Genomic DNA, 14,069 nt, shown 5'->3' with positions numbered 1-14,069 from the left:
TTCTCGTGACGGTGGTGGCAAATTGGCACCACCGTCCGACCAGGAGTTTCGCCGTTGCCCCCGCGAACCAAGCCGCATCCGCTGCGACCTCACCGCGACCGTTCACGGTGGTGTCGAATCGCCACCACCGTCGGACCTGCGCTTTCGCTCCGCTCGGCTGGCCGTCACGGGCGCGAACGGTGCCGCAAAATTTGCGGCACCGTTGAGCCGGTTCACGAGGGTACCGAATCGGCACCCCCGTGACATACCCCGTTTGGGGTCGGTCGCAGGTAGCTCCCTGTGGATAAGTCTGCATATAGTACCTCAACTCGATGCCAGGTACTAGATGTACCCGGCCATGAGGTTGGTGGCGTTTCCGGTCTTGTGAAAGGGGAGAACCTCCGGGCTTAGTGGAGATGTCTGACGTCTTCACGAACTCGGAGGTTCTCGTGTCCCACCGTAATGCCCGCTTGACCGTGCACGGCAGGCTGCTCATCGTCCATCGTGCCGGTGCCGGGTGGAAGCAGGCGCATATCGCCGCGGCAATGGGCGTGTCCCGACGCTGCGTGAAGCGGTGGCTGGACCGCTACCGCGCCGAGGGTGAAGCCGGTCTCTACGATCGCTCCTCGCGGCCTCACCACGTCGCCAACCGCACCCCCGATGCCAGGGCCGCGGCGGTGGTCGCGATCCGGAAGAAGGAACGAGTCGGCCGTGACGAGGTCGCGGCCCGCACCGGGGTGCCGGCGCGGACGGTGTCGCGCATCATCGCCCGGTCCGGGCTGCCTCGTCTGGTCGATCTGGACCCGATGACCGGGGAGCGGATCCGCGCGTCGAAGACCACAGCGGTCCGCTATGAACGCGAGCAGCCCGGCGAGCTGGTGCACATGGACGTGAAGAAGCTCGGTCGCATCCCCGACGGCGGCGGGTGGAAGGCGCACGGCAGAGCGATGGGCTCCACAGCCGCCCGGAAACAGACCGTCGTCGGCTACGACTACGTGCACTCCGTCGTCGACGACCACTCCCGGCTCGCATACTCCGAGGTCCTCCCCGACGAGAAGGGCCCGACCTGCGCCGCGTTCCTCGAACGCGCCATCGGCTACTTCGCCGCGCACGGCATCCCCCGCATCGAGCGGCTGATCACCGACAACGCCTGGGCCTACCGATGGTCGCTGCGCGGCGTCTGCGGCGCGCACGGCATCCGGCAGAAGTTCATCAAACCGCACTGCCCGTGGCAGAACGGCAAGGTGGAGAGGTTCAACCGGACCCTGCAAACCGAATGGGCCTACCGGCAACCGTTCACCTCGAACGACGACCGCACCGCAGCACTTGACCCCTGGCTCGAGCACTACAACACTGGACGACGCCACTCAGCCCTCGGAGGCAACCCCCCGATCAGCCGACTGCAACCAACGTCCTGACCCCGTACAACTAGATGTTGTGGTTTGCCTGTCGTACCTGTCTACATGGATACCTCGACGCAGACCACCACAACCACGCCCGAACCAGCCTCGACCGATGCCCCCGAACCACTCGGCGCACGCCTCGCGCGGGAGAGCCGCGCAGCGCAGGGCCTGCCTCCGGTCATCGCTGACCCACGGGTGCGTGAGCAACTGCAAGCCCTCTGCGGCCTGCCGAAGGCGCGGGGGCGTTAGGCGCGCCAGACGAACTCGACCCGATGTGCGAGAATCCCCGCCCGGTACACCTCACGGCGGGCATGAAACGCTTCGACGGTCTCATTGCGCCGCCTCGCCGGTGTCGCGCCGTTCATCCCCCTGGGCAGGGCGTGAACGAGGACGGCTTCAAGGACGAGACTGGCGGCCTGGTGCTGCCACATCGGGGTACGGTCGGCCCACTCCTGTGCGACGGTCGTCATATCAATCGACGGGCCAGTGTGCTCCGGCACCGTGGCGGCGTACTCGCGGCGGGTGCGTTCGATGCGTTCGGCGATCCGTGAGCGTTGCCGCACCCACATCGACTTGTCGATCAACCCGTCGTAGTAGTCATCATCGAGCCGGGCGAGGCGTTCCCGGTCGGCATCGAGCGTCGCGGCAAGCCCCACTCGTGCGGCCTGATCCGCGCCCGGAGACTGGCGCTTGGCGGGGTTGAGGGTGATCTGCTCGAACGTCGCGAGCACGGCTTCCTCCACGAGTTTGGTGAGGTCGCCGGAACGGATCGAGCGGTTGCACCCGCCCGGCACCTGTTGCACACACTGATACACCTGGCCGCGATGCAGCATGGCGCGTCCGCAGGTCGAGCAGCGGATCAGACCCGAGAACGGATACAGCCGTTTCGCCGCCCCACTGCCGGGCTGATGGAAGTTTCGGGCCTGCTTGCGGGCATCGAGCACATCGGAGACCTGCTGCCAGGTGTCCTCGTCCAAGATCGCGGGCCACGCGGCGGTCGTCTGCATCAGGGAGGTTTTCGACCGGGTGCCGTCCGGCAACAACGGTCGATACTCCCGTACCCCCTTGATCGAGGGGTTGCGCAGCACCAGTTTGAGTGTCCGATCCGACCACCGGCACCCGTGCGTCGTACGGATACCCCGCCGGTTCCAGTCGGTGAGAATCCGGTACAACGTCTCTCCGGCCAGCACCCGCCGCGCGGCTTCCCGCACCAACTCGGCAGCCTCGGGGTCGATCACGAGCGTGTGGTTCTCGGCGCGGTAGCCGAACGGCACCTGCCCACCATGCCAAGTGCCCTCGATGGCCTGCTGCTTCGCCGCCCGAGCGACACGGCGGGCGGTGTCGGCTGAGGACTTGTTCGCCATCGCGACCAGCACCCGCGCCATCGCCACATCAGAATCCGTATCCAACCTCAGCGAGCCGGTCACGGAGCGGACGCTGAAGCCGTTGAGTACCTTGGCGTCGATCAGGTCTTCCAAGTCTCTCGGGTCGCGCACCGCCCGATCCAGGTCGTAGGCGATCATCACCCCGGCGCGCTGCTCGCTGAGGTGCTTCAACATCGCGCGGAACTCCGGGCGCACCACGCGCCGCACCCGCTCACCCGTCGGGAGTGTGATCGTGCGCTGCTTGAACGCCGACGTGTCGTTCTCCCGGTACACCTGGGCGACTTCCCACCCGTGCGCTGCCGCATACGCCCGGCAGTCAGCTTCCTGCCGGTCAACACCGCGCTCGGTGCCCTCGGGATCATCACTGATCCGCACATACACCACCGCCCGCAACGACGGCGACGCCTGCGCCGTCGCCTGGTCGTTCGGCTCATTGCCTGCGGTTCGTTCCTGCTGATCGTGGCTCATCTCAGCCACCGCCTTCCTAGCTCTCATCGAGAGGTAGGTGCGTTTACAGAACCTCGGCTACTCGTGCACGACGACTCGGGCGAACCGCGCAAGATCATCATCTTCACCGAGCACAAGGACACCCTTGACTACCTGCGGCAGAAGATCACGACGCAGCTGGGTCGCCCGGAGTCGGTCATCACGATTCACGGCGGCACGCGCCGCGAAGACCGCAAGGCGGCGCGCGAGCAGTTCACCTACGACCGCAACACCGTCGTGCTCCTGGCGACGGATGCCGCGGGCGAAGGCCTCAACCTGCAGCGGGCGCACCTCATGGTCAATTACGACCTGCCGTGGAACCCGAACCGGATCGAGCAGCGTTTCGGCCGCATCCACCGCATCGGCCAGCGGGAAGTGTGCCACTTGTGGAACATGGTCGCGAAGGACACACGCGAGGGGGACGTGTTCACGCGGTTGCTGTCGAAGATCGACCAGATGTCGATCGCGTACAACGGCAACCTGTTCAACGTTCTCGGCGACGCGGATGCTTTCCAGGAGAAGTCGCTCCGTGAACTGCTGATCGAGGCGATCCGGTACGGCGACGAGCCGGAACGCAAGGCCGAGCTCGACCGAGTCATCGACGCGAGCGTCGCCCACGGGCTCGACACCATGGTCGCTGAACGAGCCTTGCACCCCGAGATGTACTCCTCGCTCAATCTCGAAGAGATCCGTGAGCGGATGGAGAAGGCCCGCGAGCGACGCCTGCAGCCCGGATACATCGCGGCGTTCTTCCTCCCCGCCTTCGAACGCCTCGGTGGCCGTATCCGTCGGCGCGAGAAGGGCCGATACGAGATCACGCGGATACCACAGCGCGTCATCGACACGGCACGCCGACTCAACCGGTGGGCACCTGTGCCGGAGCGGTACGAACGAGCCACGTTCGAGACTGCACACGTTCGCCCCGAGAATCAGACACAGGCGGCACTTCTCGCCCCCGGCCACCCGCTCCTCCAAGCGGTCATCGAACTCACGATCGAAGACCTCGGGCCCGTGCTCAAACGAGGAACCGTGTTCGTCGATCGCCGTGAACAGCAATCCGAGCACACTGCACTGCTGTATGCCGTCGAGCAGCGCATCCAGAACGCCACCACCGATGCCGACACCGTGTCGCACCACTTCGACTACCCCGTCCTCGACACCACCGGGGGCTGTCACGCTCGCTGCTGCGCCGCCCTACCTCGACTACGACGCACCACACGCGGGTGAGGCTGCGGCAATCGCCGAGGTCCTCGCGGACGAGTGGGCAAACAGCGACCATGAACGCTCTATCCGGACGTGGGCGTATCGAGACGGACTCGCACCTCGCATGGACGAACTCGCCGCGCGGATAGCCGTGGATGTCGACCGCACCCGCGTGCAGGTCAAGGAACGCCTCCTGGCCGAGATCAACCATTGGGACCGCGAGCACAATCGCCTCGAAGCGCTCGAACGCTCCGGCACCATAGGCCGCCTCCGCGCCGACGCCGCGCTCCAGCGAGCCCGCCAGCTCGACGAACGACTCGACAAGCGGCTCCGCGCCCTCGACGAGAGCACGCAACTCGTCGCACTTCCCGCCGTTGTCCGCGGGTCAGCACTCGTCGTGCCGAGCAAACGACTGTCGCCTGGCGACGAGGATGCCGCGCCTCAGACCTTCGCGCGCAACACCGAGCTCGTCGAACGCCGAGCCGTCGAAGCCGTTCTCGCTACCGAACGCGCACTCGGCCGCACGCCCCACGAGATGCCCAGGAACAATCCCGGATACGACATCCAGTCCTTCGATCCCGACGGGCGCATTCACTACATCGAGGTGAAGGGGCGGATCGAGGGGTCCGACACCTTCACCATCACGACGAACGAGGTCACGTTCGCGCAGACGCAGGGCGACCGTCACCGACTCGCCCTCGTCCTCGTGTCGCCGGACGGCGAGAAGCGGGACCGACTTCGCTATGTCATGGACGCGTTTACCCACATTGAGCCGTCCGCGACAACACGGTCGTACAACGAGGAATGGCACGACTACTGGGATCGCGGAGGCCCACCGCGATGACAGATTCAGGCGACACGACTAACGGACCCACGAGAGATGCATCAGTGAACGCAGCACCCAAGAAGAAGCTCATCGAGACGTCTCTGCCGCTCGAAGCCATCAACTTCGCCGCCGCTCGTGAGAAAAAGTCGATCCGCAAAGGGCTACCTCTGATGGTGCACCTTTACTGGGCGCGCCGCCCTATTTCGGTCGCACGCGCCGTTCTCTTCGCCCAGCTGGTCGACGACCCTGCGTCTCGTCCGGAAGAGTTCCCCACAGTCGATGCGCAGGACGCGGAGCGTGCACGACTGCATCGACTGCTCGAGCGGCTGATCATCTGGGAGAACAGCAATGATGATGCGCTTCTTGCCCAGGCGAGAGCGGAAATCCGCAAGAGCAACGATGGCAAGCTACCCTCCGTCCTGGACCCGTTCGCCGGCGGTGGGGCCATTCCACTCGAAGCGCAGCGGCTGGGGCTCGAAGCGCACGCGAGCGACCTAAACCCCGTCGCGGTCCTCATCAACAAGGCGCTCATCGAGATTCCGCCGACCTTCGCCGGCCGACCACCTGTCCATCCAGGCGCTGCTGGGACCCGCAATGCGTGGGGCCGCTCCGAGGGATTGGCGGAGGATGTTCGCGCGTACGGCAACTGGATGCGAGACCAAGCCGAGCGGACCATCGGGCATCTTTACCCCAAGGTCACCGGACCAGACGGTACGCAGCACACTGTCATTGCCTGGATCTGGGCCCGCACCGTCAATAGCCCGAATCCGGCAAACCCAATCGAGGTTCCGTTGGTTCGCTCCTGGTGGCTGAACAAGAAGAAGGGTAGCGAGGCGTGGATCGAAGCCCGGGTTGTCGGCAGAAAGATCCACTACGAGGTGCACAATGACGCCAACGGCCCGAAGGGTGATGACGACGGCACCATCAAGCACGGGAAAGGCGCCCGCTCGGTTGCTGATGGCACACCCTTCACGTATGACTACGTCCGCGAAGCGGGGAAGCGGGGCGAGCTTGGAGCACACCTCATAGCCGTAGTGGCGGAGGGCGCGCGCGGCCGACTCTACCTATCGCCCACTGCAGAGCAGGCCGCGGCCGCGGCGGTCGATCGTCCGGATTCATCTATCGATGCCGACGTACCAACGAACCCCCGTTGGTTTTCGCCACCGGCCTATGGATTGACGAAGTTCTCCGACCTCTTCACCAATAGGCAGCTCGTTGCGCTGACCACGCTGAGTGATCTCGTCGCGGACGCCCGCGAGAAGGTCCGCGACGACGCGCTTGCCGCGGGTCTCCCGAAGGGCGACCGACTCGAGAATGGAGGGACTGGCGCGGAGGCTTATGCAGATGCCGTCGCAACGTATCTCGCGCTGGCGGTCAGCCGAGAAACCAACGCCTCGTCATCAAGTTGCGGCTGGGACAGCAGTCTCCAGAAGATCCGAAACGTGTTCTCTCGTCAGGCCATTCCCATGGCGTGGGACTACGCAGAGGCGAATGTGTTTTCGACATGGTCTGGAGGGTTCATAACCCAGATCGATGGAATGGCCGACGCCATCGACCGTCTCCCGGCGGGACGTCGAAGCACCGCACGTCAGGCGGATGCCTCGACACGTGACTACTCGGGCGCCGTCATCTCCACCGACCCGCCCTACTACGACAACATCGGTTACTCGGACCTATCGGACTTCTTTTACGTCTGGCTGCGACGATCTCTTTCAACGATCCACTCGAAGACGGTTGGGACTATGCTCACTCCGAAGTTCGAGGAGCTTGTCGCTAATCCGTACCGACATGATGGCAAAGCAGGAGCGGAGAAGTTCTTCATCGAGGGCTTCAACTCGGTCTTTGCCCGAGTCCGCGAGGGCGCAGACCCGAATGTCCCGCTGACTGTCTATTACGCGTACAAGCAACAGGAGGCCAACGCCGAGGGGACCTCCTCTACCGGCTGGCACACGCTACTGGACGGTCTCATTGACTCTGGGTGGGAGATAACCGCGACGTGGCCCATGCGAACCGAGATGAGCGGAAGGCTAATCGGTTCAAATGCCAACGCCCTGGCCTCTTCGATTGTCCTGGCTTGTCGCCCCCGCCCGAGCGATGCGCCTACGACGACCCGACGAGCGTTCGTGGCCGCACTGAAGGCGGAGCTCCCAGAGGCGCTACGCACGTTGATGCAGGGCGCGATTGCACCCGTCGATCTCGCGCAGGCGGCAATTGGACCCGGCATATCCGTGTTCTCCCGGTACTCGCGGGTGCGGGAGGCGGATGGCTCCGACATGAGTGTGAAGGACGCACTCCTGCTCGTAAACGCCACGCTGGACGAAGTAATCGGCGAGCAAGAGTCGGACTTCGATCCCGACACTCGGTTCGCAGTCAAGTGGTATCGCCAATACGGCTGGACCCAGGAGAACTCCGGCATTGCTGACCAGCTTGCGCGCTCTTCCGATACGTCGATCGGAGCGCTTGAGCGCGGGGGCATCTTCGAGGCAAAGGGCGGGAAGGCGCGACTTCTCTCGCCGACCCAGCTTGAAGGCGCATGGGACGTGAGCGCCGACGAGCGCGTCAGCGTGTGGGAGGCGACGGTTCGCCTTGCGGCGGTGATGGCAAAGCACGGAGCCGATCAGGTCGCTTCCCTGCTTCCTTCAGTTCAGACGCGGGTGAATCTCGACGCGGTGAAGGAGTTGGGATTCCTGCTATTCCACGAGGCCGAGAAGAAGCGCGACACCAAAGACGCGATTCTCTTCAACGGGCTGGTGAGTGCGTGGGGTGACGTGAACGAGCAGGCGCGAAAGCACGCCGGTACGCCGCGGGCCGTTCAGCAGGCGTTCGACTTCGATGAGGATGGGGACTGAGCTCGATGGCGATGAACAACCGTGATCGCGTGGGAAAGGCCTTCGACCTGTTGTCGGAGGGTCTGCTCGATTCCGTCGATGAAGTGATGACCGCAGCCTACGGTACGTCGGATTGGCCTGCCGCGTGGGCACAAGAAGACGCGCAGCGCCGGGGTGGACTAGCCCGAACGCTGACTAAGCATGATGTGCAGGTGCAGCTTCGCGCGATCACCGAGCAGGGCTACCGGTTCAAGGACGTGCTGTCGCGTGCGCAGCAGGGTTTCGGCTCAGAGCTCCGCGAGACGCGAAATCTGTGGGCGCACAACGAGCCGTTCAGTTCTGATGACGCGGCGCGCGCGCTCGACACGATCGAGCGACTGCTTCATGCCGTTGGAGCGGTGGACTCGGCCGAGGACGTCCGTAAGCTCCGGGTCGACCTACAGCGCACGGTCTTCGAGGATCAGACGCGTAAGCAGGTCAAGCGGACGGCAGTGACGCTCGACCCGGGTTCGGGGTTGCGGCCGTGGCGCGAGGTTATCCGCCCGCACGATGATGTGGCACGCGGCGAGTTCACGGCATCCGAGTTCGCTGCCGACCTGCATCTCGTGCGAACCGGTCAGGCGACGAGCCCCGAGTATGGCGACCCGGTCGAGTTCTTTACCCGCACCTACCTCACAGAGGGTCTGCGGGATCTGCTGTCGCGCGCGCTCCGACGCGTGGGCGGCGGGGACGGCAACGCGAGTCCGGTCGTCAACCTGCAGACCAACTTCGGTGGTGGCAAGACGCACTCGATGCTCGCTCTCTACCACCTCTTCAGCGGCACCCCCGCAAAGGACTTCCCGCAGGAGCTGCAGGAGCTCATCGCCGAGACCGGAAACCCGGATCTTGCGGCGCTGGGCGTGAAGCGCGTCGCGCTCGTCGGCACGTACTTGAAGGCGGGATCACCTCTCATTAAGGACGACGGGACCGAGGTGCGCACGCTCTGGGGCGAGCTCGCGTGGCAGCTCGGCGGCCGCGCGGCGTACGACCTCATCGCAGACGATGACCGTGCTGGGACGAACCCCGGTGAAGCGCTGCGGACGCTGATCGCGAAGTACTCGCCGGCGCTGATCCTGATCGACGAGTGGGTCGCGTACGCCCGGCAGCTCGTCACGGACAAGGAGCTTCCGTCAGGCTCGTTCGAGACACAGTTCACGTTCGCGCAGTCGTTGACGGAGGTCGTGCGGTCAGTGCCCGGCGCGATGCTCGTCGTCTCGATCCCGGCATCTGATACCGGTGATGCGGGTAGCGGTAGCGACATCGAGATCGGTGGCGCCAACGGCCAGCTTGCGCTGGAGCGCCTGCAGAACGTGATCCGCCGGGTCGCCGACCAGTGGCGACCGTCGAGCAAGGACGAGTCGTTCGAGATCGTCCGCCGCCGGATCTTCCAGGCGCCGAACGCTGAGGGCTTGACCACGATCTCCGCCGTAGCTCGCAGCTTCGTCACTCTTTATCGGAGCAACACCGCCTTATTCCCCCGGGATGCCGCGGCACCGAGTGACGACTACGAGCAGCGCATTCGCGCGTCGTACCCGCTGCACCCCGAGCTGCTGGATCGCCTCTACGAGGACTGGTCAACGTTGGAACGGTTCCAGCGCACCCGCGGCGTGCTCAAGCTCGTGTCGTCCATCGTGCACGAGCTGTGGGCTTCGAACGACACGTCCCCGCTGATCCTCCCCGGCAACGTGCCGCTGGAAGCGACGACGGTCAACACCGACCTCACTCAGTATCTCGAGGACCAGTGGAAGCCGATCATCGACTCGGACATCGACGGTCCGGGGTCGATGGCGCAACAGATCGACCTCGACCGCCCCAATCTGGGCCAGCGGTTCGTGACGCAGCGGATCGCGCGAACGATCTTCATGGGAGCTGCCCCGAGGATCAAGGCGTCGCGGAAAGGCTTGGATAAGCAGTACGTCTGGCTCGGAACCGCGGCGCCCGGTGACACGCTCGGCAACTTCGGCAGTGCGATCGAGCTGCTCGCGCAGCGGTCGACGTACTTCTACGAGGAACAGGGCCACTATTGGTTCGACACTCAGCCGTCGGTGACGAAGACTGCGAACGACTATGCCGAGCGACTCCGCGAAGACGTCGAGACCGTGTGGAACGAGATCACCGAGCGACTTCGCAGCGAGGAACGTGCGCGCGGTGTCTTCGATCGAGTTCACGTCGCGCCGGCATCCAGCGCCGACATCCCCGACCTCGAAGACGCGCGCCTGGTGATCGTCCACCCGCGCCACTCGCGGCGGAAGTCCGACGGTGCCAACTCCTCAGCCCACCAGTGGGTGCGCGAGGCGATCGAGACCAAGGGCGCCAGCCAGCGCGTGCACCGCAACACTCTCGTGTTCCTGGTGGCCGATAAGAGCGAGCTGGAGAGCCTGGAGGCCGCTGCTCGCAGCTATCTCGCGTGGAAGCGCGTGCAGGCGACCAGCGAGAGCCTCAACCTGTCGGTACAGCAGCGCAAGCAGACCGACGACTGGGTCACGCGCCTGGATCGGACCGTCTCGGATCGAATCCGCGACACCTTCGTGTGGGCGGTCTACCCCGAGCAGTTCGACGCCACCAAGCCGTTCGAGCTGATCACCGACAAGGTGCCGGACTCGAGCGGCCGCTCGCTTGCCGAGCGCGTCGCCGCAAAGCTGTCCCGCGACGATCAGCTTGTGACCGAGCTGGGTGCGCCGATCCTCGGAGCGACCCTCCATCAGGAGCTTGGGCAGCTGTGGCGCGACAAGGGCGAGATCAGCGTTGGCGAGTTGTGGGGCTACTTCACGCGCTACGTCTACCTGCCGCGCCTCGTCAAGAGGGAGACGCTCGACTCCGCGATCGAACGCTCGCTCAACTCGGTCCTCGTCGACGGCGAGAAGTTCGCGATCGCGTCAGCGAAGGACACTGAGGCCAGTCGCTACCGCGGACTGATCGTGCCGCCTGCGCAGAACGCCGCGCTCCAGGTGACCGACAGCACGCTCCTCGTGGACTGGAACAAGGCCGACGAACAGGCCTCTGCAGATCGTGCCGCCGCCGCTCGAGAAGCCGCCCGGCGCGCAGCAGAGGACGGCGCCGCCGAGGTCGGCCCGGTGGACGTCGTCTTGATCGATGACGAAGCAGACGAGGAGGGATCGAACGAAGAGAGCTCCGCGCCGCGACGCCCGAGCCGCTACTTCGGCTCCGTGAAGGTCGACCCCGACCGGTACTCGCGCGACATCGGAAACGTGACTCGCGAAATCATCGACCGCCTCGCCGGCGCCGGCGCCAAGCTCGAGATCACCATCGACATCCAGGCCAGCAAGAGCGACGGATTCGACGAAGGCGAAGTGCGCACGATCTCCGAGAACGCGCGCGTTCTCAAGTTCGACCCGAGCTCCGGTTTCGAGAACTGACCAGAGTCTGGACACGATCAATGACCCGATTCCTCGTGTCGGCGGTAGCGCCGAATGGTGGCAGTATCGACCGTCAGCAGGTTGACGCGGGCAGTGAGCGGGAAGCTGCAGATCAGTTCCTCGCCATCCACACCTGGGACCCTCCGCTCAAGGTGACGTCCATCAGTCGAATGCCGACTGATGGTGACAAGTTCCCCGACTCGGTCACCATCAGACGAGCTGGCGTCTTTGGGATCGACTCGGTTGGCTCTGAGCACGAATTCATCGAGATCTCGGACTGGTCGCACCCAGTCCAGTACTTCGTCGGGCGAAATGGCAGCGGAAAGTCAAAGGCCGCTCGCGCGATCGCCTTGGCCACAGGCGAGCGGATCCTGACAACCGATCGCCTGGTCGGGTTGATGAACGTTGTTAACCACGGCTGGGGTTCAACACCCACCGAGTACCGCGGCGTCCCAATCGGCGAGGAAGAACGCCGACAGATCCTCGAGATGGCAAGGCTCGCTGGTCTCGCGACCACTGAGCTCTATGCGCTTCGTGAGGAGCCAGAGGTCCTGCTACGCGTTGCAGCTTTCATCCGTCGCGCTCTCGGGCGATCCATCGAACTGCGCGAAACAGCCGGATTCCTAGACCCGTACGTGCGCATGGGATCAGTCGAGTACTCGTTGCTTCGAGACGAGGGTCACGGTCTTCGCGAGCTGGTGGTCCTCCTCGCCGCGGTCTATCGAGATGACTGGCGGTTGCTTGTTGTCGATGAGGCGGAACTCCACCTGCACCCCTCCATGGCCAGGCTGTGGCTCGCCGAGCTGAACAGAGAATGCGAGCAGTCGGGACGATCCGCGATCGTAGTCACACACGAGCCGAGCTTCTTGCGGCCACGACTCGCCAGCGACTTGGCGTCGATTTGGGTCTTCGGCGCCGGATCGCCGCCGCGCCGGATGAGCGAGAGCGTCTTGGATGTGCAAGCGGACCGCGTGGAGGCTTCGCTCGCACAGAATCCACAACTGGTAAGCGACATCGTGTTCTCGCCCCGACCTGTTCTGCTCGAGGGTGTGACGGATGTCGCCGCGATGTCTACAACTCTTACACGCGTCGCGTCGGCGGAAGTGGTCGCGCAGACAGATCTCGTCGACTGCGGCGGGAGCGGCGGTGTGGCGTTATGGCTGGAGATCTGCACGAAGCTGGGCTTGGACGTACGCGCGGTGTGTGATCTTGACGCGCTGTTCGACCCCGAGATGCAGCGCACCCTCGACTCACTGCCGGGGCTCTCAAGTGCAATCACGGAGACGTTCGCCGAGAGCCCCGGTCGGATCTCAACGGTGCTGCGTCCCCTAATCCGCAAAGCGGATGAGGCTAAGGTTCCGAGCGATCCCGCATCGAGGGGAGCTTGGTTGGCCGGTCTCGATGACGAGTCGACTGCGGAGGGCATCCGAAAGGCGCGGCTCCTCACTTTGCTTGCGGACCACGGGGTGTGGGCGCATCCGCAAGGCACGTTGGAGCAGGTTCTAGCTATCGATCGCAAGGGCGTCGCTGAGGCACGTGCCGCAGCCTCGGTGACCTGTGACCTCGACCCCGCCGCGGTGTGGTCCGCCTACGAGCTTGACCTCCATGGCGACGTTGAAACGCTTCTCGCAGTGGCCGTGGAAAGAGTCGCGCACTCGATCATGGAAGCCCTCAGAGAGGACCCATCGGCCCAGTTTGGTTCGCCGGTCGGAACATCCGCGCAGGCTGACGCGCGCCTCGTCAAGGTCCTTCCGGTTGGCGAAGGCGTGCACAGGCTGGAAGTGATTGCGCCGGCTGCCTTCGCAGGGTGGTGGCTCGAGTTCTCACGGGAGAGCAGAGCGACCGACTTGAACCTCCAAGCACCAGCCTGACCGGCGCTTGGATGTCTCTTGAGACATCCGACTTGCGCATAAACGCCGGGTCGATGATGAGGTCGTCGGGGCGCGGACGCTGCAGGTCGACCATGAGCTTGATGATGTGCCGGGCCGTGCGGAACTGCCCGTTCGTGCCGCTGGTCGCGAGCTTCGAGAGCATGTACTCGTAGATGTCACCCTTGGTATCGCGATCCTCCATCGGGATCTCATGCAGCAGGTCGACGACCTTCGTCAACAGCGCCGGGGTCGGGATCGTGAACCGGGCATCGCGCATGTTCCGCGCGTAGCTCGACCCCTCGGCACCCAGTCGGCGCAGCCACGGGAACACATGCTCGGAGACGACCTCGAACATCTCGGCTGGCGCGAAGTTCGTGAACACGCTCCACCGCAGATCGCGATACGGCCGGCGGCTCGGCAGATCACTGTCGTACCCCTCGGGAAAGACTGGGTTCTCGACCTCCTCGCCGAAGCGGGCTGCCTTCTTCTCAGCGAGCAACTGCAGGTCGTCGAGCCGCCGGATGAACAGCAGATACGTGATCTGCTCGATCACCTCGACGGGATTGGCGATGCCGCCCGACCAGAAGGCATCCCAGACCTTGTCGACCTGGCGTCTGAGCTCACCCGTGACCACGCTGTGTCCCCTCGATCCGTGCAACCCCTCCACGCTAA

Annotated in this window: 7 protein-coding genes and 2 pseudogenes; 7 read left to right on the top strand and 2 right to left on the bottom strand. The window is 64.7% G+C overall.

Features of this window, described 5'->3' with window-relative positions; all coding sequences use genetic code 11:
- Positions 1-428 precede the first annotated feature (428 nt).
- Positions 429-1,397 (top strand): IS481 family transposase, encoded by a 969-nt coding sequence (locus ACQVDU_RS10515; RefSeq protein WP_101852925.1) that lies wholly within the window; start codon positions 429-431, stop codon positions 1,395-1,397.
- Between the two features lie 230 nt (positions 1,398-1,627).
- Here ACQVDU_RS10515 and ACQVDU_RS10510 read toward each other — a convergent pair whose 3' ends face one another.
- A complete protein-coding gene (locus tag ACQVDU_RS10510) occupies positions 1,628-3,235 on the bottom strand; it encodes a recombinase family protein (RefSeq protein WP_024476692.1) in 1,608 nt (535 codons plus the stop codon).
- Between the two features lie 63 nt (positions 3,236-3,298).
- On the opposite strand from ACQVDU_RS10510, the gene ACQVDU_RS10505 reads away from it, so the two are divergent.
- The 6 genes and pseudogenes from ACQVDU_RS10505 (at position 3,299) to ACQVDU_RS10480 (ending at position 13,397) form a co-directional block, all read left to right on the top strand.
- On the top strand, positions 3,299-4,480 hold the full coding sequence (locus ACQVDU_RS10505) for a helicase-related protein (protein ID WP_443477083.1): 1,182 nt from the start codon (positions 3,299-3,301) through the stop codon (positions 4,478-4,480).
- A 100-nt stretch (positions 4,481-4,580) separates the two neighbouring features.
- On the top strand, positions 4,581-5,300 hold the full coding sequence (locus tag ACQVDU_RS10500) for a DUF3883 domain-containing protein (protein ID WP_443477082.1): 720 nt from the start codon (positions 4,581-4,583) through the stop codon (positions 5,298-5,300).
- Positions 5,261-5,584 (top strand): annotated as a pseudogene (locus ACQVDU_RS10495) (DUF1156 domain-containing protein); the annotation flags it as partial. The gene ACQVDU_RS10500 and the pseudogene ACQVDU_RS10495, both read left to right, overlap by 40 nt.
- A 348-nt stretch (positions 5,585-5,932) precedes the next feature.
- Positions 5,933-8,131 (top strand): DUF1156 domain-containing protein, encoded by a 2,199-nt coding sequence (locus ACQVDU_RS10490; RefSeq protein WP_443477159.1) that lies wholly within the window; start codon positions 5,933-5,935, stop codon positions 8,129-8,131.
- A 5-nt stretch (positions 8,132-8,136) separates the two neighbouring features.
- Positions 8,137-11,526 (top strand): DUF499 domain-containing protein, encoded by a 3,390-nt coding sequence (locus tag ACQVDU_RS10485; RefSeq protein WP_195692263.1) that lies wholly within the window; start codon positions 8,137-8,139, stop codon positions 11,524-11,526.
- 20 nt (positions 11,527-11,546) lie between these two features.
- Positions 11,547-13,397, top strand: coding sequence for an ATP-dependent nuclease (locus ACQVDU_RS10480; RefSeq protein WP_443477081.1), 1,851 nt, complete (start codon positions 11,547-11,549; stop codon positions 13,395-13,397).
- A gap of 52 nt (positions 13,398-13,449) precedes the next feature.
- On the opposite strand, the pseudogene ACQVDU_RS10475 reads toward ACQVDU_RS10480, so the two are convergent.
- Positions 13,450-14,031: pseudogene (locus ACQVDU_RS10475) on the bottom strand (type I restriction-modification system subunit M N-terminal domain-containing protein); the annotation flags it as partial.
- Between the last annotated feature and the right edge of the window lie 38 nt (positions 14,032-14,069).

The sequence above is a fragment of the Microbacterium sp. F2 genome, from assembly GCF_052274505.1.
Classification (GTDB): domain Bacteria; phylum Actinomycetota; class Actinomycetes; order Actinomycetales; family Microbacteriaceae; genus Microbacterium.
This window is presented reverse-complemented; position numbering and strand designations above follow the sequence as displayed.